21 protein-coding genes and 2 pseudogenes are annotated in these 23,708 nt (G+C 70.2%); 9 read left to right on the forward strand and 14 right to left on the reverse strand.

Annotated elements, in window-relative coordinates:
• The 4 genes from SSOG_RS40680 to SSOG_RS40695 all read left to right on the forward strand — a co-directional run.
• On the forward strand, positions 1-960 hold a 960-nt coding region (locus SSOG_RS40680), incomplete at its 5' end, for an extracellular solute-binding protein (RefSeq protein WP_039939920.1).
• 8 nt (positions 961-968) lie between these two features.
• Positions 969-1,853: a carbohydrate ABC transporter permease gene (locus SSOG_RS40685; protein WP_039939921.1), complete on the forward strand. Its 885-nt coding sequence runs from the start codon at positions 969-971 to the stop codon at positions 1,851-1,853.
• Positions 1,853-2,767, forward strand: a complete 915-nt coding sequence (locus tag SSOG_RS40690) for a carbohydrate ABC transporter permease (protein WP_039939923.1) — start codon at positions 1,853-1,855, stop codon at positions 2,765-2,767. Before SSOG_RS40685 ends, SSOG_RS40690 begins: the two co-directional genes overlap by 1 nt.
• Before the next feature lie 36 nt (positions 2,768-2,803).
• Positions 2,804-3,901 (forward strand): LacI family DNA-binding transcriptional regulator, encoded by a 1,098-nt coding sequence (locus tag SSOG_RS40695; RefSeq protein ID WP_009720153.1) that lies wholly within the window; start codon positions 2,804-2,806, stop codon positions 3,899-3,901.
• On the opposite strand, the gene SSOG_RS40700 is transcribed toward SSOG_RS40695, so the two are convergent.
• The 4 genes from SSOG_RS40700 to SSOG_RS40715 are packed head-to-tail and all read right to left on the reverse strand — an operon-like array spanning position 3,895 to position 8,947.
• On the reverse strand, positions 3,895-4,836 hold the full coding sequence (locus tag SSOG_RS40700; protein WP_039939925.1) for a carbohydrate ABC transporter permease: 942 nt from the start codon (positions 4,834-4,836) through the stop codon (positions 3,895-3,897). The genes SSOG_RS40695 and SSOG_RS40700 overlap by 7 nt on opposite strands.
• A 7-nt stretch (positions 4,837-4,843) precedes the next feature.
• Complete coding sequence (locus tag SSOG_RS40705; RefSeq protein ID WP_009720155.1) at positions 4,844-5,740, reverse strand: carbohydrate ABC transporter permease; 897 nt, start codon at positions 5,738-5,740, stop codon at positions 4,844-4,846.
• A 10-nt stretch (positions 5,741-5,750) separates the two neighbouring features.
• Positions 5,751-7,055, reverse strand: coding sequence for an extracellular solute-binding protein (locus SSOG_RS40710; protein WP_009720156.1), 1,305 nt, complete (start codon positions 7,053-7,055; stop codon positions 5,751-5,753).
• Positions 7,052-8,947 carry a glycoside hydrolase family 2 protein gene (locus tag SSOG_RS40715; protein ID WP_009720157.1) on the reverse strand — a complete coding sequence of 632 codons (1,896 nt, stop codon included), beginning with the start codon at positions 8,945-8,947 and terminating at the stop codon, positions 7,052-7,054. Before SSOG_RS40715 ends, SSOG_RS40710 begins: the two co-directional genes overlap by 4 nt.
• Before the next feature lie 223 nt (positions 8,948-9,170).
• Between SSOG_RS40715 and SSOG_RS40720 the strand changes: the two genes are divergently transcribed.
• Positions 9,171-9,647 carry a hypothetical protein gene (locus SSOG_RS40720; protein ID WP_039939927.1) on the forward strand — a complete coding sequence of 159 codons (477 nt, stop codon included), beginning with the start codon at positions 9,171-9,173 and terminating at the stop codon, positions 9,645-9,647.
• A gap of 20 nt (positions 9,648-9,667) precedes the next feature.
• Here the strand turns inward: SSOG_RS40720 and SSOG_RS40725 are convergent, their stop codons facing one another.
• Positions 9,668-9,901 carry a hypothetical protein gene (locus tag SSOG_RS40725; RefSeq protein ID WP_009720159.1) on the reverse strand — a complete coding sequence of 78 codons (234 nt, stop codon included), beginning with the start codon at positions 9,899-9,901 and terminating at the stop codon, positions 9,668-9,670.
• A 161-nt stretch (positions 9,902-10,062) separates the two neighbouring features.
• On the opposite strand from SSOG_RS40725, the gene SSOG_RS40730 reads away from it, so the two are divergent.
• From SSOG_RS40730 to SSOG_RS56925, 3 genes and pseudogenes are all read left to right on the forward strand, one after another.
• Complete coding sequence (locus SSOG_RS40730; RefSeq protein ID WP_009720160.1) at positions 10,063-10,713, forward strand: GntR family transcriptional regulator; 651 nt, start codon at positions 10,063-10,065, stop codon at positions 10,711-10,713.
• Positions 10,714-10,860: 147 nt separating this feature from the next.
• Positions 10,861-11,749 (forward strand): annotated as a pseudogene (locus SSOG_RS40735) (RNA-guided endonuclease InsQ/TnpB family protein); the annotation flags it as partial.
• Positions 11,746-11,909 (forward strand): annotated as a pseudogene (locus SSOG_RS56925) (PIG-L family deacetylase); the annotation flags it as partial. The pseudogenes SSOG_RS40735 and SSOG_RS56925, both read left to right, overlap by 4 nt.
• A 243-nt stretch (positions 11,910-12,152) precedes the next feature.
• Here the strand turns inward: SSOG_RS56925 and SSOG_RS40740 are convergent.
• The 7 genes from SSOG_RS40740 to SSOG_RS40770 form a co-directional block, all read right to left on the reverse strand.
• Positions 12,153-13,082: an NADP-dependent oxidoreductase gene (locus SSOG_RS40740; protein WP_039939930.1), complete on the reverse strand. Its 930-nt coding sequence runs from the start codon at positions 13,080-13,082 to the stop codon at positions 12,153-12,155.
• A 39-nt stretch (positions 13,083-13,121) separates the two neighbouring features.
• Positions 13,122-13,991, reverse strand: a complete 870-nt coding sequence (locus tag SSOG_RS40745) for an ATP-binding cassette domain-containing protein (protein WP_009720163.1) — start codon at positions 13,989-13,991, stop codon at positions 13,122-13,124.
• Positions 13,988-15,799 carry a dipeptide/oligopeptide/nickel ABC transporter permease/ATP-binding protein gene (locus SSOG_RS40750; protein WP_009720164.1) on the reverse strand — a complete coding sequence of 604 codons (1,812 nt, stop codon included), beginning with the start codon at positions 15,797-15,799 and terminating at the stop codon, positions 13,988-13,990. Before SSOG_RS40750 ends, SSOG_RS40745 begins: the two co-directional genes overlap by 4 nt.
• On the reverse strand, positions 15,796-16,737 hold the full coding sequence (locus SSOG_RS40755; protein ID WP_009720165.1) for an ABC transporter permease: 942 nt from the start codon (positions 16,735-16,737) through the stop codon (positions 15,796-15,798). Before SSOG_RS40755 ends, SSOG_RS40750 begins: the two co-directional genes overlap by 4 nt.
• Positions 16,738-16,765: 28 nt before the next feature.
• Positions 16,766-18,271: an ABC transporter substrate-binding protein gene (locus SSOG_RS40760; protein WP_039939932.1), complete on the reverse strand. Its 1,506-nt coding sequence runs from the start codon at positions 18,269-18,271 to the stop codon at positions 16,766-16,768.
• Positions 18,272-18,306: 35 nt separating this feature from the next.
• A complete protein-coding gene (locus SSOG_RS40765) occupies positions 18,307-19,197 on the reverse strand; it encodes a sugar phosphate isomerase/epimerase family protein (RefSeq protein WP_039939933.1) in 891 nt (296 codons plus the stop codon).
• A 63-nt stretch (positions 19,198-19,260) separates the two neighbouring features.
• On the reverse strand, positions 19,261-20,364 hold the full coding sequence (locus SSOG_RS40770; RefSeq protein WP_039939936.1) for a Gfo/Idh/MocA family protein: 1,104 nt from the start codon (positions 20,362-20,364) through the stop codon (positions 19,261-19,263).
• Positions 20,365-20,566: 202 nt separating this feature from the next.
• Between SSOG_RS40770 and SSOG_RS40775 the strand changes: the two genes are divergently transcribed.
• Positions 20,567-21,814 carry an ROK family protein gene (locus SSOG_RS40775; protein WP_039939938.1) on the forward strand — a complete coding sequence of 416 codons (1,248 nt, stop codon included), beginning with the start codon at positions 20,567-20,569 and terminating at the stop codon, positions 21,812-21,814.
• A 26-nt stretch (positions 21,815-21,840) separates the two neighbouring features.
• Here SSOG_RS40775 and SSOG_RS40780 read toward each other — a convergent pair whose 3' ends face one another.
• Together SSOG_RS40780 and SSOG_RS40785 are read right to left on the reverse strand one after the other, a co-directional pair.
• The gene (locus SSOG_RS40780) at positions 21,841-22,647 is read right to left on the reverse strand and encodes an IclR family transcriptional regulator (protein WP_050800152.1); all 807 of its coding nucleotides are present in this window, start codon (positions 22,645-22,647) and stop codon (positions 21,841-21,843) included.
• A gap of 118 nt (positions 22,648-22,765) precedes the next feature.
• The coding region (locus SSOG_RS40785) for an LLM class flavin-dependent oxidoreductase (RefSeq protein ID WP_063631619.1) at positions 22,766-23,708 on the reverse strand (943 nt) is incomplete at its 5' end.

Consider the following 23,708-nt stretch of genomic DNA (forward strand, 5'->3'; position numbering starts at 1 on the left):
CAAGTTCACGCCGGTGCGTGGGCGGGGGCCGGGGTGCAGGGCAAGGCCTACGGCGTTCCCACCGGCTCCGCACCCGCGTTCACCATCCTCCGCACCGACATCTTCCGGAAGTACGGCCTGAAACCGCCCGCGACCTGGGACGAATTCATCGCCGCCGGGAAGGTGCTGAAGAAGCACGGCATCCACATCACCAACTACGCGGGCGAGGACCCGAGCACCCTCGAAGTCCTCGCCATGCAGGCAGGGGCGCACTGGTACGCCATCGACGGCAGCGCCTGGCGGGTGAACTTCCAGGACTCCGGCACCCTCAAGGCGGCGAAGGTGATCCAGCAGATCATCGACAGCGGTCTGAACTCCTCGCTCTCCTTCGCCGACTACGCGGCGGTCCAGCGCAACTACGACAGTGGCCGCACCGCCACCCGGCAGATCTCCACCTGGCAGATGGCCGGTATGGTCCAGAACTTCACCAAGTCCAACGGCCTGTGGGCGCTGTCGCCCTGGCCCGCGTTCACCGGCGAGCCCGCCAAGACCCCGGCCGGGACCAACCAGAGCGGCGGGCTCACCCTGGTGACCGAGCAGTGCGAGCACCCGGAGCAGGCTGCCGCCGCGGCGCTGTGGATGTCCACCGACACCGGCGCCGTGTCCACCATGGCGAGCCCCGAGACCGGCAACGGCGTCATGCCCGCGCTCGCGGACAGCGCGTCGTACGCCGAGAAGTCGCTCTCCGCCAAGCTGCTCGGGAAGAACTACCGACCGGGCAAGAAGGTGGTCACCGACAGCCTGGGCACCGTCACCACCGACTGGACCTTCGGCCCGAACTGGACCGCGATGTTCACCGAACTCCAGACCGGCTGGGCCAAGGTCCTCAACAAGCAGCAGAAGGTCACCGATCTGCTGGCCCATATGCAGAAGTGGACGGTGGCAGACCTGAAGTCCCGTGGCATCAGCGTCAAGAACTGAGGGCCCGCATGATCCGCTCCCAGCGCTGGAAGGGGGCCGCGTTCACGCTGCCCTTCCAGCTCGGCTTCGTCTTCCTCTACCTCATCCCGATCGGCTACGCGGTCCACCAGTCGCTGTTCCGGGAGCAGCGGTCCGGCCTCGGACTCGGCGGCGCCACCGTGACGTTCGCCGGACTGGACAACTACCGGCACGGCCTGACCGACCCGGCGTTCATGAGCTCCGTCCTGCGGGTGGTGCTGTTCGCCTGTGTCCAGATCCCGGTCATGCTCGCCCTCAGCCTGCTGCTCGCGCTGTGCCTGGACGCGCTCACCGCGCGCGCGGCCGCCCGGTTCCGGATGCTGCTGCTGATCCCGTACATGATCCCCGGGGTGGTGGCCGCCATCGTGTGGATCAACCTCTACAGCCCCGATGTCGGCCCGCTGACCTCGCTCGGCGGATTCTTCGGGAGCGCCTGGAACTTCTTCGCGCCCTCGATGGTCTGGCCGTCCATCGGCAACCTGCTGACCTGGCACGGCATCGGCTACAACATGGTGATCATCTACGCGGCACTCCAGGTGGTGCCCCGCGAGCTGTTCGAGGCCGCGCGGCTGGACGGCGCCTCCGAGACGCGCATCGCGCTGAGCATCAAGGTCCCGCAGGTGCGCGGGGCGCTGGTGCTGACCGGCATGCTCTCCATCATCCAGATGCTCCAGATCTTCAACGAGCCCGCGCTGTTCCGGAACGTCACCCCGCAGACGGTCAGCGACAGCTTCACCCCGATCATGATCGTCTACAACCAGGCGTTCAACGCGGGCAACTACCACTACGCCGCAGCCCTGTCGGTGCTGCTGGCCCTCGTCCTCGGCGTGGCCTCCTTCCTCTTCTACCGGCTGACCTCGAAGGAGACCGACTGATGGTGATGACGGAATCCGCCACCGAACGACCCGAGACGCACACCGTACGGCGGCTCGCCCGCCCCGACCCTGCCGCGCGCGGGCGGGGCGGCCAGCGCTTCCTGCTGCTCGGCCTGGTCCTGGCCGGTGCGTACAGCCTCTTCCCGGTGTGGTGGCTGATCGTCGCGGCCACCAAGGACCGCACCGGGCTGTACCAGACCAGCGGCCTGTGGTTCTCCGGTATGCACCTGTGGGACAACCTGCACCAGCTGGTCACCTACGACCACGGCATCTTCCTGCGCTGGACCGCCAACTCGTTCCTGTACGCCGGGGTGGGTTCGCTGGGCGGCACCCTCATCGCCCTCGCCACCGGATACGGCCTCGCCCGCTTCGACTTCCCCGGGCGCGGTGTGGTGTTCGCGTGCGTCGTCGGCTCGTTCCTGATCCCGATCGCCCTGCTCACCCTCCCGCTGTACCTGGTGTTCTCGTCCATCGGGCTGGTCGACACCCCGTGGGCCATGCTCATCCCGTGTCTCATCAACCCGTTCAGCGTGTACCTGGCCAAGGTCTACACCGAGGCCACCGTCCCCTTCGAACTCCTGGAGGCGGCCCGCCTGGACGGCGCCGGGGAGCTGCGGATCTTCTTCAGCATCGTGCTGCGGATGATGTCCACGGGCGGCGCCACCGTGTTCCTGCTCGCCTTCGTCAACACCTGGAACGCCTTCTTCCTGCCGCTGACCGTGCTGCGCGGCGAGGAGAACTGGACCCTCAACCTGGGCCTGTACAACTGGACCGGCAAGCGGCTGGAGTCCGGTATCGACCTGACCAGCCTCGTCCTGACCGGCGCCCTGCTGTCGATCGTGCCACTGGCCATCATGATGACCGCGATGCGCCGCTACTGGCGCACCGGCGTCACCCTGGGCGCCCTGAAGTGAGATGAACCCTGGCTGACGTGGCACTAGGATCGCCCGGTGACCGCGGCGAACCAGCAGACCGGGAAGAGTGAGGCGTCACCGGGCGAGACGCGTGCGGGCGCGGCCCGGAGCGCCACCGTCAAGGATGTGGCGACGCTCGCCGGGGTCTCCCCGAAGACCGTGTCCAACGTCATCAACGGCTTCGCACATGTGGCGCCCGAGACCCGGGAGCGGGTGCAGCGGGCCATCCGGCAGCTCGGCTACCGGCCCAACCGGGCCGCCCGCAATCTGCGCCGCGGCAGCACCGGCATGATCGCGCTGGTGCTGCCGGAGCTGGACGTCCCGTACTTCGCCGAACTCGGCCGCCACTTCCTCACCACGGCCGAGGAACACGGCCGCACCCTGCTCATCGAGCAGACCCTCGGCGACCGGGACCGGGAGGCGTCCGTCATCAACGGTCTCGGCGACCACATCGTGGACGGCGTGGTGGTCAGCCCGCTCGCCCTGCACGGCCACGCGCTCGCGGGCCATCTCGGCGCGGTGCCGCTCGTGCTCATCGGCGAACGCCCCAGCGGCGGACTCACCGACCATGTCGTCATCGACAACGTGGCCGCCGCCCGGGAGGCGGTGACCCATCTGATCCGCGGCGGCCGCCGCCGGATCGCCGCCGTCGGCCCGCAGCCCGAGCCGTACATCGGTACGCCGCTGCTGCGCAGGACCGGCTACCGCCAGGCGCTGGAGGCGGCCGGGCTGCCGCTTGACCCCCGGCTGGAGCGTGAAGCCCCCCGCTACCACCTGCGGGAGGGCGCCCGGGCGATGGACGCGCTGCTGGACGGGCCCGACCCACCCGACGCCGTGTTCTGCTTCAACGACGCGCTGGCGCTCGGCGCGCTGCGCACCCTGTACGAGCGCGGGCTACGGGTCCCGGAGGACGTGGCCGTGATGGGCTTCGACGATATCGAGGCCACCCGCTACAGCACCCCCAGCCTGAGCACCGTGGCGCCGGACAAGGGCGCGATCGCCCGGCACGCCGTCAGCCTGCTGCTGGAGCGGATCGACGCGCCGGGCCGGCCGCCCCGGGAGGTCGTCGTCGGGCACACGCTGTGCACCCGCGAGTCCACCGAGGACGGCGCGGCGTCAGGGGGCGGTCACTGACCTCCCAGACCGGTGGTGGCCACGGACTTCACGATGCGGCGCTGGAAGAGCATGAAGACGATCAGCAGCGGGAGCGAGCCGAGGACCGAGGCGGCCGACTCCTGGGCGTTCCGCAGCCCGGTGGAGTCCTTCACGGTCGACAGCCCCACCGGCAGCGTCATCAGCTGCGGATCGCTGGTGCTGATGAACGGCCAGAGGAAGTTGTTCCAGGTGTTGATGAAGACGAAGATGGCCACCGCCGCCAGGATCGGCCGGGACAGCGGCAGCACCACGTTCCAGAACACCCGGAAGCTGCCCGCGCCGTCGATCCGGGCCGCCTCTTCCAGCTCGCGCGGAATGCCGTCGAAGAACTTCTTCAGGATGAACACCATCGCGGGCGCCACCACCTGCGGCAGGATCACCGCCGCATAGGTGTCGACGAGGTTCATGGCGAGCATCTGCCGGAACAGCGGCACGATCAGGATCTGCGGCGGCACCATGATCGAAGCGACGATGACGGCGAACAGCACCCGGCGGCCGCGGAAGAGGGTGCGCGAGAACGCGTACGCGGCCATCGCCGAGACGGCCACCGTGAGCGCCGTGACGCACACGGCGATCACGACGCTGTTCACCGCCCACACCGGGAGGTTGCCCTGACCGAAGATGGTCCGGTACGCCTCGAGGGTGAAGCCCGCGTCGGGGAGCCAGTCGACACCCGACGCGCTCGCGTCGACCTCCGACTTGAACGACGTGTCCACGCCCCAGCCGAACGGCACCAGCCAGGCCACCGCCATCAGCGCCAGCGCCAGCAGCGTCAGCACGCGGGGGAGGAGGCCCGCCCCGAGCGTGGGATGCCAGGCCCGGCCGCCGCCGTGGCGGCGCCGCCGGGCCACCTCCCGGGGCATGGTCGAGCGCGGCTTGTCCTGCGTACGGGGCGGGAGTGTTTCGGGGGCCATGGCGGAATCAGTCCTCCCTGCGCGAGAAGATCTTCAACTGGGCGAGCGAGAGGATGATGATGACTCCGAAGAACACATACGAGATCGCCGAGGCGTAGCCCAGCCGGTAGTTGGTGAAGCCGGTGTCGTAGATGTACTCCAGGATCGGCCGGGTGGTCCCGTCGGGGCCGCCCCTGGTCAGCAGGTAGATCTGGTCGAACACCTTGAGCGACGCCATCACCTGCAACACCGTGATCAGCCCGGTGGTCCGGCGCAGCTGGGGCAGCGTGACCGACCACAGCCGGCGCCACGCCCCGGCGCCGTCGAGCGCGGCCGCCTCGTAGAGGTGGTCGGGGATGGCCTGGAGCGCGGCCAGATAGAGCAGGAAGTTGAAGCCCACCGTCCACCACAGGGTGACCAGTGCGAGGGACCACATCGCGTACTTCTCGTCGGTCAGCCAGCCGATGCCGTCGATGCCGACCAGGTCCAGCAGGCCGTTGAGCATGCCCCGGTCCGGCTGGTACAGCATGTTCCAGATCTGGTAGACCACCGCGACGGGCAGCAGATGGGAGGCGAAGAAGGACAGCCGCCACAGCCACTGCCCCGGCATTCCCGTGTACACCAGCAGGGCCATCACCAGCGCCAGGGCCACCAGGGGGACGGTGGACAGGACGGTGAACCAGACCGTGTTGCCGAGGGTCTGCCACACCTGGCCGTCGCCGAGCGCCTCGGTGAAGTTGTCCAGCCCGACGAAGGTGCTGCCACCGGCCCCGGTCAGGCTCGCGTCGGTGAAGCTCATCCACAGGCCGATGCCGAGGGGCACGACGAGGAAGAGCCCGAAGAACACCAGGAAGGGGGTGGCGAAGAGCCACCCGGTGGTGCGGGGAGGCCGTGGCGTCATGACGATGCTCCTTTCCGTTGCCATTCCGTCGCCATCAGGCCGGATTCGGCTGGGCCAGCAGGGTGTTGATCTGGGACACCATCGTGCGCACCGCCTTCGCCGGGGACGAGCCGCCGATCGCGGGATCGAGCGCCTGGGACATCCGCGTCTGGAAGTCCGAGCCGGAGCCCGCGAACCACACGGGCGGGTCGAGCGCGAGCTGCTTCGCGGCTCCCGCGTACTCGGACTGCGGTCGCAGCTTGGCGTACGCCGCGGACGAGACCGCCGGTGTGTACGCCGGGATGTGACCGGCCGCCGCCCACTGGAGCCCGGACCGGACCAGCCCGGCGACGAACTGGTGGGTGCGCCGCCGCCGTTCGGGATCCGGGTTGTCCTGATGCGGCAGCACCAGTGCATGGCTGTCGGCCGCGCCCGCCGGACGGTCGTAGAAGGTGGGGATGGGGGCGCCGCCCAGCCGGTCCTTCAGGGTGGACTGGTAGGTGGCCATGTCCCACTCGCCCGAGAAGATCATCGGTGAGCGGCCGCCCGCGAAGGCGGCGATGGCCGTCTGGACGTCCATGGTGCGGCTGTCGCGTGCCAGCTCGGCCATGAAGCGCACCACCTCCACGGCGGTGTCCTCGTCGATCTCGGCCCGCTCGCCCGTGAGGTCGAAGGTGGCGCCGGTCTGGCTGAACAGCGACCAGAACATCCGCCAGCTCATGGCCGGGTCGTTGGAGTGGCCGAAGACCGGCCCGAGCTTGCCACCGGACCGGCGGAGCTTGTCCATCAGCTCCAGGGCGTGCCGCGGCGATTCGAAGGGCACCAGCCGCCCTTCACCGTCGAGCAGACCCGCCTTGTCCAGGACGTCCCGGTCGAAGAAGACCACGAAGGGGTGGGTGTCCAGCGGGATGGCGTACGGGGCGCCCTGGTACAGGCTGCGCTTCACGAGCGTGGCGTTGAGGTCGTTCTGCTTCAGCCCGAACTCGGCCAGCAGGTCCATGTCCCACGGGTCGAGGAGACCGCCGGGGGCGTAGCCCGCCAGCCGGGTGAGGTGCATGATGGCCACATCAGGTGAGCGGCCGCCCGCCGAGGCCATCGCGAGCTTGGTGTAATACGGCGGGCCCCACTCCAGCACCGTCGTCCTGACCTTGAGACCCTCTGTGCGCTTCTCGACGTTGCGGGTCAGCTGCTTCATCAGATCGCCGTCGGGGCCCGTGAACAGGTTCCAATAACGGATCTCGTCCGCGCTCGTCACGCTTCCGGCGATCGAACCGCAGCCGCTGAGCGCGGACGCGGTGGCGGCCGCTCCCGCCCCGTACACCGCACCTCTGAGCAGCCCGCGCCTGGTGAGGCCGGTCATCGTCCCTCCTCGCCGGACGGGCGCTCGAAGGCGGCGGGGCGCAGCTGGGCGGCGCGCATCCGCGCCACATCCAGCTTGGGGCCGCGGTCGAAGCGGTAGACGCCGTTCTGTTCCTGGAACACATCGGTGAGCTGGGTGTAGCAGTAGCCGAACATATGGGGGTCGTCCAGCAGCGCCGCGGTCAGCCCGGCGAAACGCTCGTGGAACTCCTCCTCGTTCCTCGGCCGCTGCCCATAGCCCCAGGACACCTCGCGGTCGTCCCCGGCGGCGGCCGCGGCCTCCTCCGGATTCCACCAGATGCCGCCGAACTCGCTACAGAAGTACGGCTGTCCGCGGTACGGCAGCGACCACACCGCGTCGGTGTCCCGCTTCCCGGGGTTGCCCGCGCGGTCGGGATTGATGAACGGTTCGTCCTTGTCGAGACCCGCCATCTGCCGGCGGAACGCCTCCGGGTCCTGCTCGTAGCTGTGCGCGTCGTAGACGTCGGTCTCGGCCACGCGATGGGAGTAGCCGGAGGCGTCCAGCACCGGGCGGGAGGTGTCGGCGGCCTTGGTGGCCAGGAACATGGCCCGGGTGACATCGTCCAGGACGGTGTGCCGGTCGTGGAGTTCCTGATGGGTCTCGTTGAGCGGACACCAGCCGACGATCGACGGATGGGAGTAGTCCCGCTCCACGGCCTCCAGCCACTGCGTGACGAAACCGGCGGTCGGCCGCTGGTTGTCCCGGCCGGTACGCCCCTGACTCGCACCCCAGTCGCCGAACTCGCCCCACACCAGATAGCCCAGCCGGTCCGCGTGGTGCAGGAACCGCTCCTCGAACACCTTCTGGTGCAGCCGGGCCCCGTTGAAGCCCGCGGCCAGCGACAGTTCGATGTCGCGGACGAGGGCGGCGTCGTCCGGCGCGGTCATCAGCCCGTCCGGGTACCAGCCCTGGTCGAGGACGAGCCGCTGGAAGACGGGGCGGCCGTTGAGCAGCAGCCGCTTGCCGTCGATGGCCACCGAGCGCAGCCCGGCGGTGCACTCGGCGCCGTCCACGACCTCGCCGTCGGCATTCAGCAGCTCGATCCGTATGCGGTACAGATGCGGATCCTCGGGAGCCCACGGCCGCAGGCCCTCCTCGGGCAGCGCGAGCACCGGACGGGGCGCCAGGTCGAGGGAGGCACGCACCGTCGCCTCCGCCACCGTGGTGCCGTCCGCGTCGCTCGCCCGGGCCCTGACGCGGTGGCCGGGACGGTTGGCGCTGAGCGGCACCTCCAGGTGGAACGCCCCGGAGCCGAGGTCGGGGGTGATGCGGGGCCTGCGCAGATGGACCTCGGGCACCGGTTCCATCCACACCGTCTGCCAGATGCCGGTGGTGCGGGTGTAGTGGCAGTCGCTGTTGGCGTACTCGGTGGCCTGCTTGCCGCGCGCCTGCGGACCGTGCCGGGCGTCCCTGGCCCGTACGACGATCACCACCTCGGCCTCGCCCCCGGCCGCGCCCGCCACATCGCCGAGGTCGGTGGTGAAGGAGGTGAACCCGCCGCTGTGCCGGGCCACTTCGCGCCCGTCGGCCCAGACCGTGGTGTCGTGGTCGACCGCCCCGAAGTGCAGCAGCACCCGCCGCCCGGCCCAGGACGCCGGGACCCGAACGTGACGCCGGTACCAGACGGCGGGGTGGAAGTCGGTGTCCCCGATTCCCGACAGCTCGGACTCCGGACAGAACGGGACCAGGATCCGCCCGTCCAACTCCTGGTGGACCAGACCGCGTTCGAGGCCGCTGTCGCCGGGATCGAAGGCGAACTGCCAGGTGCCGTTGAGGTTCAGCCAGTCCTCACGGACGAAACCGGGTCGCGGGTATTCGGGTCGTGGAACATCGTTCGGTATATCGGGCGGCGGTGTGTCAGCGCGAGTCATGGTCAACTCCGGGGCACGGGCGAGCGGTTCAGGGGGCAGGGGTATGCCATCACCCGCTTACATCGTTGTAAAGACCTGATGCACCTCGTGTTTCTTGAGCCGGAAGAGGCGTGTCCGTCGGGGTTCATGGACACTCGGCACCTGCCGACGGAGACTGGCCCAAGTTCCAGGACCACCCCGCACACCCCGGGGCTCGCGCCCCGGCCGACCCGCTGGAGGCGTCGTGGCCGTGCAGATCTGTTCGTTGATCGTCGCCGAGCCGCAGGTGATCCCGCCCGGCGGGTATCGCGTGGTGCGGTTCCCCTTCGGCACCGCCGAGTCCTACGACGCGCTGGGCATGCATCAGGTGGTCCAGCCCGACGGGTACCGGATCAAGAACTGGCGTACCGACGACCGCGCGGGGCTGATCTGGCCCTCGGTCGGCGGATGGGGTGCGCTGACGGCGATGATCCAGTGGGAGGCCGGGGGCTACGGCGAATTACGGGACCGCTTCGTACGGGATCCGCTCGGGCTGTCGACGGGCCGGGACTCGACCGCCACCGACCACCGGCCGCCGAGCCGCGGCATGCAGTGCTTCACCAAGCACCACGAGATCTTCGTTCACCCGCAGACGCCGCTGGCGCTGATGGTCTCGCACACCAGCGGCTCCTCGGTGAGGCTGGTGCTCGCCGAGTTCAAGCTGGCCATCCATCAGGTCTGAGGGCCGCCAGACCTGAGGGGTCAGAACTCGCCCTTCTTCACCTTGTACAGCTCTATGTCCTCGTTCGCGAAGAGATGGACATAGCCGCAGTCCCAGCAGATCAGCCCGTTCGCGGACTCATTGGCCCAGGCGAGGTTCATGAGCTCCATCCCGGTGCTGTTCAGCTTCACCCGGCGGTCCCGGAAAAGGCCGCCCTGGCAGAACATGCACTTGATCCAGCGGTCTCCGATGGCCGCACGCACGGGCTTGGACATGCCCCTCCCCTTTCCCGCCACCGAAGTGGCCTGCTCTCTCCTGCTGTCGGCGCGTGATCAGCATAGTTCGCGCGTTCTGTCGGCAATGTAGCCAACGAAATTGTTGACAATCTTGTTGGCCTAGATTTACCTTCGACACGCACTCACTCAGGGAGAGCACGATGCCGAAGGAAGCCCGTCCAGGCACCGGAGAACAGGCCAAGCAGCATGCGCTGACCCAGTTGCGGCAGGCGATCCTGGCCGGCGAGATGGCACCGGCGCAGCGACTGGTGGAGAACGAACTCGCCGAGCAGTTCGGGGTGACCCGGGCCAGCATCCGCGCGGCCCTGATCGACCTGGCCTCGGAAGGGCTGGTGGAACGGATCCGTAACCGCGGATCGCGGGTGCGGGTGGTGTCCGTCGAGGAGGCGGTGGCCATCACCGAATGCCGCATGGCCCTCGAAGGGCTGTGCGCGGCCAAGGCGGCCGTCCAGGCCAGTGCGGAGCAGCTGACCGAACTTGCCGATCTGGGCACGGCGATGTCCAAGGCGGTCGCCGACGGCGAACCCATGACGTACTCCCGGCTCAACCATGAGCTGCACGGCCGGATCAGGGAGATCTCCGGCCAGCAGGTGGCCGTGGAGCTGCTGGAGCGGCTCAACGCGCAGCTGGTGCGCCACCGGTTCCAGCTCGCTCTGCGGCCGGGGCGTCCCCAGCAGTCCCTGAGCGAGCATCTGGCCATGATCGAAGCGATCCAGGCCCGGGACCCGCAGGCGGCCGAGGCGGCCGTCCGCACCCACCTCGCGGGCGTGATCGACGCATTGCGCGAATGACGGTTGGGCGCATGACGTGCTGCGTGCGTGACGCGGCCGGGGTCACACCGGGTTCACTCGGTCGGGTGACCAGGGGTGAACGTAGCTGGTGGTGCAGATCAGGCTGCTGCCGACGTCTGTGCAGGCGGCGGCGCTTGAGTCGACCTTGCGTACGCCACGCTCAAGGCCAATCTGAAGGCCGGGAATCTGGGCAGGCCGGGCTCGAAGCGCTGGCGGAAGGCCACGGGGAAGCCGGTCGGCTTCCGCCCGGAGAGCGCGCAGCCTTACGACGACCGGATGCTTTCCTGGCAGATCGCCGAGCGCAGGGTCTCGATCTGGACGGTGAACGGCCGGGTGAAGGGGCCTGCGAGGTACCCGAAGCGCCGCTGAACGATGATCCGGTGGACTTCCTCGGCGTTGACCTGGGCATCGTCAGCATCGCTACGACCTCCGACGGCGAGATCATGGCGGGGCGGGAGCTCAACCGCGTCCGGATCCGGGAACGCAAGCCGCGTACCAAGCTCCAGAAGAAGAACACCCCGTCCGCCAGACGCCGGCTGAAGAAGCGACGGCGGAAGGGGCGCGGCGGGCGCGGGACATCAATCACAAGATCGCGAAGCATGTGGTGGCCGAGGCAGAACGCACCGGTCGCGGAATCGCCCTGGAAGACCTCAAGGGCATCCGTGAGCGGGTACGGCTTCGCAAGCCCCAACGGGGCACCCACTCCAGCTGGTCCTTCGCCCAGTTGCGGCAGTTCATCGCGTACAAGGCCCGCAGGGCAGGGGTGCCGGTGGTGTAAGTCGATCCGGCGTGCGGCCACATCGACAAGGCACCCTGGTTCGCGTGCCGGAACTGCGGATTCGTTGATCACGCAGACCGGAACAGCTCCCGCAACATCCGCGCGAGAGCGTGGGAGTTGTGGCGACGCGGGGCCCCGTCAACGGCCCCCGCCCCAGCCCCGTGACAGCGGGGCGGTGCTGGACGCAAACGCAGCATCACCGCCAGTGATGTCCGTTGTGCAAACCCAGGACTTCGGTCCCGGGTCGTTGACCTATGACGCACGGCAAGACGCCCACCGCCACCCGCTCAACGCTGGCGATCAGTGCGCACGCCGGAGGCTTCGTGTGGCGGCCCGGTGGCGCCATCGCCCTGGCGGCCTCCCGGGGGAGAAGGTCACCATCGTGTGCCTGCCCTACGGGGAGTCCCCCGAACAAGCACATACGCCGAGGCGTATATGCGCCCGTACCCGCAGGTCACGGGGGTGCTGGCATGAGCGGCGTCATCGTCACCAACCCGCCGCGCGCCCGCGCCGAGGACGTCAGGGCCATAGCCTGACCCTCACCGCACACCGGACCTCCTGGCGCTCACCTATGTGGCTGTCTTCCTGACCGTTGCCGCACTGCTCGCCACCGTCCTGATCACCTTGACCGGCCTGCACCGCGCGGATGCCTGAGGTGGCGTCAGGCGCGGCGCATCTCCAGCACGACCTTGCCCCAGGCGTGGCCCGACTCGACCTCGCGCAGGGCGGCTTCGGCCTCCTCGAACGGGAAGACCCGGTGCACCCGCGGGTCCAGGCGGCCCGCCGCCACGCGGCGGGCCAGCTCGGTGAGGGTCCGCGGTGAGCTGTTACGGGTCAGCGGCCGGGCGCCGAACCGGGCCGCCGTCCCGGGGTCGGCCACCGTGAGGATCCGGCAGCCGGGCCGGATGAACGCCGCGACAGCATCCAGCGCGTCCCCGCCCACCAGGTCCAGGATCGCGTCGGGGCCCTGGGGCAGGGCCGCCTTCAGCTCCTCGGCGACGAGGCCGCTGTCGTAGGGGACCGCGGTGGCGCCCAGCGAGGTGACGAACTCCCGCTTGGCCGCGGCCGCGGTGCCGACGACCGACACCCCGGCCTCGTACACGATCTGCGCCGCCGCCACGCCCACACCGCCCCCGACGCCCAGGATCAGCAGCGTCTCGCCGGGCGCCGGATCGAGCAGCCCCACCGCGTCGTAGCCGGTTCCCGCCGCGATGGGCAGGGCCGCGGCGTCGGTGAAGGAGACCGCGGCGGGCTTCGGCGCCGTCCGGTCCGCCGTCAGGACGGCGAACCGCGCGTAGCCGCCGCAGCCCGCCGCGCTGCTGCCGAACACCGGGTCGCCGACGGAGAATCCGGTGACGCCCTCGCCGACCTCCTCGACCACCCCCGCCGCCTCCCGGCCGAGCACGGCCGGGAGGTCGAGGTGGAGGAATTCGCGGTGCATCCCGGCGCGGACCTTCCAGTCCACCGGGTTGACTCCCGCCGCGTACACCGCGATCAGCAGCTCACCGGGGCCGGGCACGGGTTTCGGCAGCTCGAGGAAGGCTTGCGTCTCCGGTCCGCCGTACCGGGTGAAGCCATAGGCGTCGGGCACGGTGTGTCTCCCCGCGTCGGTGGTTTCCGTGGACACGTTCTACGACCCCGCCGCCGCGAGGCCGCGGCGCTGTTCACGGCGGTCCCGCTGCCGGTCCGGATCGGGCACGAGGGCCGCGAGCATGAGCCGTTGGGTGTAGGGGTGCTGTGGTTGGCTCGTCACCGCCCGGGTGTCCCCGGACTCCACGATCTCCCCGCGGTACATGACGGCCACCCGGTGGCTGATGCGGCGCACCACGGACAGGTCGTGGGTGATGAACAGATACGCCACACCCGTGCGCTCCTGGATCTCGATGAACAGGTCCAGCACCCGGGCCTGCGTGGACAGGTCCAGCGCGCTGACCGGCTCGTCGCACACGATGAGCCTGGGGTCGCGGCACAGGGCGCGCGCGATGGCGATGCGCTGGCGCTGCCCGCCGGAGAACTCCCGGGGGAGCCGGTGCGCGGCGTCCGCGGGCAGGCTGACCTGGTCGAGGAGTTCGCGGATGCGCTCGCCCGCCGCCCCGCGTGACACACCGGCCACCAGCAGCGGCTCGGTGAGGATGTCGCCCACGGTCATCGCCGGGTTCAACGAGGTGTAGGGGTCCTGGAAGACCACCTGGATCTCGTCGCTGAGCGCCCGCCGCTCCCGCGCGCCCAGCCGCGAGATGTCCCGGCCCGCGTAGGCGATCCGGCCCTCCCTGACGGGGGCCAGGCCGAGCACCGCGCGCCCGAGCGTGGTCTTCCCGGAGCCGGACTCGCCGACAAGACCCACGGTCTCGCCCGCCCTGATGTCCAGCGAGACCCCGTGCAGCGCCCGGAACGGCGGGGTGCGCCACCCCTTGGCGGGGTACTCCACCACCACCTCGTCCACTTCCAGGACGCTGCCGTGCGCCGGGGTGTCCGGCCGGGGTGTCGGGTTCGTCATCATGCCTTCTCCTGCACGGTGGTGCGGGCCGGGGTGCCGTCGTCGAGCGGGGTACGGGTCGGGGCGTCCTCCAGCGTCGACGCCAGCAGCATCCGGGTGTACGCGTGGTGCGGGTTGGCGAAGAGCTGCCCGACGGGGGCCGACTCGACCACCTTCCCGGACCGCATGACCAGGACGTGGTCGCAGATGTCGGCGACGACGCCGAAGTTGTGGGTCACCAGGATCATGCCCATCCGGCGCTCCCGCTGGAGCTCCCGCAGCAGGTCGAGCACCTCCGCCTGGACGGTGACGTCCAGCGCGGTGGTCGGCTCGTCGGCGATCAGCAGATCGGGATCGCACGAGACCGCACCGGCGATCAGCACCCGCTGCGCCATGCCACCGGAGATCTGGTGCGGGTACGCGTCGTACACCCGCTCCGGCCGGTCGATGCCGACGCGCTCCAGCAGGGCCAGGGCCCGCTTCCGCGCCTCCCCGGCCGAGATCTTCAGGTGCAGCCGCATGGGGTCGGCGAGTTGGCTGCCGATACGGAAGGACGGGTCCAGGTTGGACATCGGCTCCTGCGGTACGTACGCGATCCGCCGGCCCCGCAGACCGCTCATGGCCTTGCCGCCCAGGCGCCGCAGATCCTTTCCGCCGAAGGAGAGACCCTCGGCCTCGCGACGCGCCTCGGGGGGCAGCAGGCCCAGCACCGAGAAGGCGGTCTGGCTCTTCCCCGACCCCGACTCGCCCACCAGCCCGACGACTTCGCCGTGGCGGACGCTGAGCGACACCCCGTCCACGACCGTGGCCTCGCCGTCGCTGGTGGGGTACGAGACCCTCAGGTTCCGTACGGTGAGCAGCGCGTCGCCGTCGTCGTCGCGAACCGGGGAGTCGGCGGGCGGGGAATCGGGTGTCTTCGTACGCCGCAGGCGGCGGGCGGGAGCCGCGTGACCGCCCTCCAGCAGGGTGTCCCGCAGCGCGTTGGCGAGCAGCCCGACCGAGGCGACCGTGACGACGATGGCGACTCCGGGCGCCACCAGCAGCGTGGGCTCGATGTACAGGTTGGCGAACGCCTCGTTGAGCATCGCACCCCAGCTGGCCTCGCTCGCCGAGCCCAGACCGAGGAACTCGATGCCCGCCTGGATGACGACGGCGACCCCGAACATCTGCGCCGCCTGGATGATCGTGGGCGCCTGTACCACCGGCAGGATGTGGCGGCGGACGATCCGCAGGTCGTTCAGGCCCGAGACGTGGGCCGCGTCGACGTACAGCTCCTCGCGCACCGAGGTCACCGAGGCGCGTACGAGGCGGAAGACGCCCGGCGCGAGGATGACACCGAGCACGGTCATGGCCGCGTTGGCGTCGGGACCGATCGCCGCGATGGCCACCAGCAACACCATGATCGCGGGCGCGGCCATCACCAGGCTGGCCACCCAGCTGAACGCGGCGTCGACCCAGCCCCGGTAGTAGCCGCTGACCAGGCCGGTCGGGACGCCGATCAGCAGCGCCACCGCGACCGCGAGGAACGCGCCCAGCAGGCTCACCCGCCCGCCGTACAGCAGCCGCGCCAGGACGTCCCGGCCGACGCTGTCGCCGCCCAGCGGATGGGCGGCACCCGGAGAGGCGAACGTGTCGAGCAGCGAAGGACGGGTGGGGCTGTGGGAGGTGAGCAGCGGGGCGAACACCGTGGCCAGGACCAGCAGCGCCAGGACCGTCAGGCACACCACCGCCACCAGGTTGCGCAGCAGACGGCGCCCCACACCGCCGCGGCGGGAGAGTGCGCCGGGCGCGGACGGGGTGGCGGGCGTGGTCTCGCCGGGGGGATTGGTCATCGTACGCGCACCTTCGGGTTGAGCCAGCCGTAGGCGACGTCCACCAGCAGGTTGACCGCCACCACGATGAACACCAGATACACCACGACGCCCATGACCAGCGGAGTGTCGCCGTTGGTCGACGCCGTGACCGCCGCCGAACCGACCCCGGGCAGCCCGAACACCTTCTCGGTGATGACGGCGCCCCCGACCAGGCCGATGAACTGGAGCGACAGCACCGTCAGCGCGGGCGGCGCCGCGTTGCGCAGCACATGCCGGAACAGCACCCGGCGCTCACTGATCCCGCGGCTGCGCAGGGTCCGCACGAAGTCCTGACGCAGCACGTCGATCGCCGAGCCCCGGACCTGCTGGGCCGTAGCCGCGATGACACCGATGGACAGCGAGACCGCGGGCAGGGTGATCGACTGGAACCATCCCGAGGGCGACACCGCGAACGGCACGTATCCCGTGGCGGGCAGCCAGCGCAGCTTGACCGCGACGATCACGGAGAGCGCCAGCGCAGCCAGGAAGCTGGGGACCGCGTAGCCGAGGATCGCCAGCACCTGGACCACCCGGTCGAGCCAGCCGCGCCGGACGGCGGCGGCGACCCCGAGGACGATGCTGAGGGCCGTCGCGAGGATCAGCCCCGCCACCACGACCGACAGGGTCACCGGCACCTTCAGGGCCAGGCTGGCGGCCACCGGGTCGCCGCTGAACCAGGAGACGCCGAAGTCACCGCGGACGGCGTGGCCCAGCCAGCTTCCGTACTGGCTGATCCAGGGGCGGTCGAGGCCCAGCTCATGGGTTTTGGCCGCCACTTGTGCCGGGGTGGCCGTGTTCCCGGAGATGTTGCGCACGGCGTCCGTGCCGGTGAGGCTCATCATCGCGAACGCCGCCGTCGCGAGGACGTAGAGGAGCACCAGCCCGGCCGCCACGCGGCGCAGGAGGAAAGTCAGCATCGCAGCCCTCTCTTTCTGCCATCGGTCGTCATGAGGCCGGGGTCATCTGGTAGATCGGGATGGCCGACTCGAACGGCTGCGGTGTCACCTTGATGCTGTTCGAGACGCCGTGGACGGAGTCGAGAACGTCCCAGGGGGCGTTGAACGCGTTCGTCTGCACATACCGGTTGATCTGCTTGAACAGCTCGTTCTGGCGGGCGCCGGTCGCCTTGCGGGCGGTGGCGATGAGCTTGGCGAGCTTCGGGTCGAAGTCCTTGGCCGGGTTCCAGGCGCCGTCCGCGGTGAGCTGGGTGGAGATGTAGTCCCAGGGCCGGTACGAGGCGAGCTTGAACCAGGACATCGCGTACTTGCCCCGCTGGAGCGAGGTGAACAGCTCGGTGGACGGCACCTTCTTGGTCTTCACCTTGACGCCGATGTCCTCCAGCGCCTGGGTCATCACCGCCTGCTGGCCCGCCGCCACCGAGGACACGTCGGGCATCGTCACCGTGAAACCGTGCGGATATCCCGCCTCGGCGAGCAGCTTCCTGGCCTTCCCGGGGTCGTAGGGGTACGTGCGCTGGAGCGACTTCTCATAGGCGCCGCTCTCCGGGATGGCCATCTGGGAGGTCGCGAAGGCATATCCCATGTTGATCTTCTTGGCGATCGCGTCGCGGTCGAAGGCGTAGTTCAGGGCCTGCCGGACCTTCACCTTGCCCAGGGCCGGCACGATCTTCCCGGCCCGGTCCCAGATGTACAGGCCCTCGACGGCGTCCACGTGCGAACTCACCTGGAGGCCACGGCCCTTGACCTGGCTCGCGCTCCGGGGATCGATCCGCGCCCAGTCCACCTGTTCGCCCAGCAGCGCGTTGAGGCGGGCGGTCGGGTCACTGATCGTCCTGATGACGATCTTCTTGAAGGGGAACGCCTTGGTGTTCCAGTAGTCGCGGTTGCGGGTGAAGGTGTAGACGCTGCCGTTGGTCGTGCCGGACTTGTTCAACACATACGGGCCCGAGCCGACCGGGCCCTTCTTGCCGTCCAGCGCCTTCGGGCTGGCCACCATGCCGGACGGATCGCCCAGGCTGGTGATGAGCGAGGGATCGGGCGCCGACAGATGGATGGCCACCGTGGAGGGGTTCACGGCGTCGACGGTGCGGATGGCCCGCAGCTTGCCCGCGGCCTCGTTCGTGCCCTCCTTGGTGTGCAGCAGGTTGGCCTTCACGGCGGCCGCGTCCAGGGCGGTGCCGTCGGTGAACCTCACCCCCTTCCTGAGCTTCATCGTCAGCACGGTCCGCGAGGTGTCGTACCGCCACGACGTGGCCAGGTTGGGTGTCGCCTCCGCGTATCTGTCCAGGCGGACCAACGAGTCGAAGACCGGCTCGTAGTAGTTGATGTAGTCCCCCAGACCGGCCGAGGCCAGATCCCAGGGAGTGGCGGTGACCCCCACCGCGAGGGTCAGTGTCCCGTCCCCGTCCCCCATGCCGGAGACGGCGCCGCCACTGCACGCCGTCGCGGACACGAGGACGAGAGCGGTCCCTGCCAGCCCCACTCGTCGCATCGCGCACCTCCTCACCTTGTGCCGTCGCGCGTCGTTCAGTGCGTCTGCCGGGCGGCCCACTGGCCGCACAGCCGGATGCTTTCCTCGGCGGTGTCCTGCGCACCCCGGTCGACCTCGATGATCAGCCAGCCGTCGAAGTCGGCGGGCAGCTCCGCGAGAAGCCCCGGGATGTCCACCGAGGCGTGCCCCGGCTCGGCCCACAGGCCCGCGAGGACCGTGGCGCGGTAGTCCAGGTCCTCCGCCGTGCCCCGGGCCGCCACATCGGCGTGGTAGTCCTTGATGTGCAGGGCGGCCACCCGGTCCCCGTAGTCGCGGAGGAGGCCGGGGACATCGGCACCGGCCCAGCCCAGGTGGCCGATGTCCGGGCCGAAGGAGAGGGTGTCCGCGGGCACGGTGTCGAGGATGAAGCGGGTCTCCTCCTCGGTCTCCGCCCAGGTCCCCACGTGCGGGTGGAAGGCCGCGGCCACCCCGTTGGCCCGGGCGGTCTCGCCCATCTTCGCGAACACGTCCCGTACCCGCTCCAGCCGTCCCCGGTCGGACTCCGCGCCCACCGCGGGCCGCCGGACCCTGGGTGCCTCCTTGGACATGCCGGTGGCCACGAAGACCGTGGACAGGCCGAGTTCGGCCTGCTGCTCGCTGATCCGGGCCGTCTTGTCCAGATGCGCCCGCAGGCTCGCGTCATCCTCCGGCAGCGGGCCGGATATGTAGCCCGGGGCGGGCGCGAGACCGTGGTCGGCGAGCAGCTTGCCGTACGCGGCGGCCGTCATGTCCGCGGGCACGTCGGCGTGCACCGCGCGGAGCCCCGCATCGCTGATGATCTTCAGCCGCTCGGGGAGCGGCGGCGCCAGGGCGGGGTCGATCCAGCCGTCCTCGGTCTGCACGAACTGAAGGGGGTTGATCGCGATCTTCTTCGCGCGGATCGTCATGCGGGTCTTCTTCCTCACATTGGGGGTGGCCGGACGTGGTGGTGGCCGGGAGCGCGGGGCGCGTCAGACGGAGAAGCGCGGCGCTGGGCGGTCGCAGGTGCTGTCCAGCGCCACGACACGCGTCTGGGTGGAGGCTTCCTCCACGGCGCACATCGCCTCCAGCACATGGAAGGCGAACGGGCCGGTCGCGCGGTGCGGGGAGCCCTCGACCGCGTCCGCGAGATCGCGCACCCCGAGGCCGCGGCGGGCCTGCTCCTTGGTGCCGACGGCGCCGAACAGGCCGACCACCGGCTCCAGTACGGACCACTCGGTGTCGCCGTGCCGCTTGAGCCGCACCTCGCCGTCGAAGTGGTTCGGGTTCGCCAGCGACAGCGTGCCGCCGGTGCCGTAGATCTCCATGTACGGCAGGTCGGTGTCCCAGATGTCGAAGCTCATCTGCATCGTTGCGATGGCACCGGAGGCGAAGGTGAGCACGGCCGCGGCATGGGTGGGGACCGTGACGTCGATCGAGTCGACGGCCCGGCCGGGCGCGGTCACCGTCCGCCGCTCCGCCCCGATCCGGCTCGATCCGGTGACGGTCCGGATGGGGCCCAGCAGGTTGACGAGGATGGCGAAGTAGTACGGCCCCATGTCCATCACCGGGCCGCCGCCCTCCTGGAACAGGAAGCGCGGGTCCGGATGCCAGGTCTCGGCCTTGCTGTGGCTGATGAACGCCGAGGCGCCGACCGGCGTTCCGATGAGCCCGTCGTCGATGGCCTTGCGCGCCGTCTGGCTCGCGCTGCCGAGGAAAGTGTCCGGCGCCGAGCCCAGGACGCGTCCGCTCCGGGCGGCCGCCTCCAGCACGGCCCGGCCCTCTTCGACCGTCGTGGCCAGGGGCTTCTCCACGTACACATGCTTGCCTGCCTCGAGGGCGGCGATGGTGGTGCGGGCGTGGTGCACCGGCGGGGTCAGATTGACGACGATGTCGACCGACTCGTCGGCGTACAGCTCCGTGTCATCGCCCCAGGCCGGTATGGAGTGGTCGGCGGCGGCCTGCTTGGCGCGCGCCACATCGATGTCGGCCACGCGCACGATCTCCAGCTCCGGGTGGCGGGCCAGGCCGGTGACGTACCGGCCGAAGATGTTGCCGCTGCCCAGGATGCCGATCCGATGCGTCTGCTTGGCCATGAACGTGATTCCTCTCCGGAATGCGACGGGGGTCAGGCGAACTCTGCCGCCCACACCGTCTGTTAGTTCGCCCGGCCAGGGCAAGATGCCGTTTTTAGTTTTTTCTCTTGACTAAAGCTGGCTCAATGTCCAGCCTGTCGATCAGGCCGGAGCGCGGCCGGAACGCCGGTGGGTGCAAGAGGGAGAGATTAGGTACGTGACAGTGCATAAAGGCGAGCGGCGCGCTACTGATGCGGCCCTGCTGCCCGCGGTGCCTTCCGCGTTGCGCAGCGTGCTGGATCTCGTGGTGTCGGGCGAGGCGACCAGCCGGGCGGAGATCGCGCGGCGCAGCGGTCTGGCCCGGTCGACGGTCGGACAGCAGGTCGACCATCTCGTGGGGCGGGGCATCCTCCAGGAGCTGGGGTCGAGCGAGTCGGTGCGGGGCCGCCCGCCGAGGGTGCTGACGCTCAGCCCGCGGGCGGGGACCATCGCCGTGGCGGACGTGGACACGCTGGAATCCCGGGTGGCGATAGCGGACCTCACCGGGCGGGTGATCGCGCAGGAGACCGTGGACATCCGGGTCGACGCGGGCCCTGACGCGGTGCTGGAGACGGTGACCGGGCGGCTGACGAGCCTGCTCGCGGCGCACGAGCGCGATCCGGACCGGGTCCGCGAAGTGGTGATGGGGCTGCCCGGTCCCGTGGACTTCCAGCGCGGCTGCCCGGTGCAGCCGACCGGAATGCCCGGCTGGGACGGCTATCCGGTCGCCGAATGGCTGACCAGGACCTTCCGTGCGCCCGCCGTCGTGGACAACGACTCCAACCTGATGGCGCTCGGCGAGGCCGGCCAGGACGGGATGGACACCCCGCTGCTGTGCATCAAGATCGCGACCGGTATCGGGGCCGGTGTCATCACCACGGACGGCGAGGTGTACCGGGGCGCGGACGGGGCCGCCGGGGACATCGGCCACATCCCCGCCGTCGGCGGTGGCGACGCCCTGTGTTCCTGCGGCAACGTCGGCTGCGTCGGGGCGATCGCCTCCCACCGGAGCATCCTGCGCGGCCTCGGCATCCCCGAGTCGACCGACGACGATCCGCTCTACGGCGTGCACGTCCTGGCCGAACGCGTCGCCGACAACGATCCGCCCGCGGTGCGCGCGCTGCGCCAGGCCGCCACCGAGATCGGCGAGATAGCCGCCATGCTGGTCTACATGTTCAACCCGCGCACGCTGGTGCTCGGCGGCCCGCTGAGCGAACTCCGCGACGACCTCCTCTCCGGAGTCCGCGCCGCGGTCTACCAGCGCGCCCTGCCGCTGGCCACCCGCAAGCTGACCATCACCACGGCCCAGCTCGGCAACGGCTCCGGGGTGCACGGCGGCATCGCCCTCGCCACCCGGGACGTCTTCAGCCCCGAGGGCATCGCCCGGATGCTGGTCGAGGACGCCGAGGGAGCGCCCGCGGCCGGGCGCTGACGGGGTCGGAGCCGGGCGCTGACGGATCAGAGCGGGGCGCGGTGCGCCTCGAAGATGGCGAGGCGTGAGGTGATGGCGCGGGACGCCTCGGTCAGCGCGGAGTGGAGCCGGGGGATGCTGCTGCCCGCGGTGGGTGCGATGACCGCCAGGGCGGCCAGGTACGCGTGGTCCAGGCCGCGCACCGGCACTGCGACGGCGAGGTAGCCGGTACGGGCTTCCTCGACCTCCACGGCGTAGTCCTGCTCCCTGATCCGCGCCAGCTCGGCGGGCAGCCGGGCGGGGGTGAGGGTGCGGGGCGTGGGGCGGTCCATCTGCGGGACCACTGTGGACAGCGGGTACTGCTCGGGGAGCATCGCGAGGGTGAGCTTCCCCGCGGCGCTACAGTGCAGCCGCAGCCGCCGCCCGCCCGCGGTGGACCGGGCCCGGTTGCGGTGCCGTCCGGCGTTCTCGATCACCAGCAGTTCCGAGCCGCTGGGCACGGCCAGGTTCACCGCGTTGTCGAGCTTCTGCGCCAGGTTCTCGATGACGGGCCTGGCGGCCTCGCGCAGGGTGCGCTGGCGGGGCGCGCGCAGGCCGATCTCGTAGAGCTGGAGCCCGAGCCGGTACTTGGCGCCCTCCCGCTCCAGGAGATTTCCGGCGACGAGTTCCTGGCACAGCCGGTGGACGGTGGCCTTGGCGACCCCGGTACGGGCCGTCAGCTCCGCGAGACTGAGGGCGAAGTCATTGTCCCGGAAAGCGGACAGAATGAGGCCGACCTTGCCGAGAACCGACTTGGGCGCCTCGCCGAGCTGCCGCGGATCTTTGTCCTTTTCGGCATACACGTACCCAGTCACTGCGCTTGACCTCCTCACGGCCACCAAAGCCGAGGAAGAGAACGATAGGCGCTTTTCAGGGAGGCCGGAAGAGAGCGTGATCAGACCCGCGGCGGCCTTTTTGTCAATAGGGGGTGTGTCAATACCCGGAAAGGCCGCCGAGAGCGGGCAGCACCTCGGATCCGACCGCCTCGATCAGTTCGGTGGGCGGATCGTAGGAACCCACATGCTGGAGGAAGACCCGGGACACCCCGGCGTCGTGCAAGGCCCTGAGCCGTTCGGCTATCCGCGCGGCGGTGCCGAACAGACAGAATTCCTCGGCGAACCGCACGGCCGCCTCGTCGCTGACCCATGCCGAACACACCTTGACGGCCGCGTCCCAGTCCTCGGCGTGCACCAGATCCGGGTAGACCCCCTCCACCGTGGCGGGGACGTCCACCTCTATCCCCGCCAGGGCGAGGAAGGGCGCCCCGCCGTTCTGCGCGATCGACGCGCAGATCGGTTTGATCAGTTGCGCCTCCGCCTCGACGTCGTCGGTCACCGCGCAGAACGCGGAGACCGTCAGCGGTACCGCCGAGGCCGTCCGGCCCACGGCCTCGGCGCCTTCGCGCACCCGGGCGGCGGCCCCGGCCAGGGTCCTCGGGGACACCCCGCTGAGCAGGATGGCGCCGTCGGCGATCTCGCCCGCCAGCCGCAGGTTCTTCGGCCCGCTCGCCGCGAGGTGGACCGGGATCCGCGGCCCGGGATCGCGCAGCCGGGAGTGGACACCGCCGCCGAAGTCCCACTCCCGCCCGTCCAGCAGCGTCCGCAGCATGCCCACGCCCTCGCGCATCGCCGCCGAGGTGGTCTGCCGCAGATTGACCGGGCCGACCGAGCTGTTGCCCACGCCGAGGCCGAGGGTGAACCGGCCGGGGGCCAGCTCCGCCACGCTGCGCGCGGCCGACGCCACGACCGCCGGATGCCGGGTGGCCACATTGGTGACCGCGGTCCCCAGACCGATGCGCTCGGTGGCCAGCGCGGCGGCGGTCAGGGTGGTGTACACGTCCCGCCACAGCAGCTGGGAGTCAGGAAACCACACCTGG

The sequence above is a fragment of the Streptomyces himastatinicus ATCC 53653 genome (genome assembly GCF_000158915.1).
GTDB classification, from domain to species: Bacteria; Actinomycetota; Actinomycetes; order Streptomycetales; family Streptomycetaceae; genus Streptomyces; species Streptomyces himastatinicus.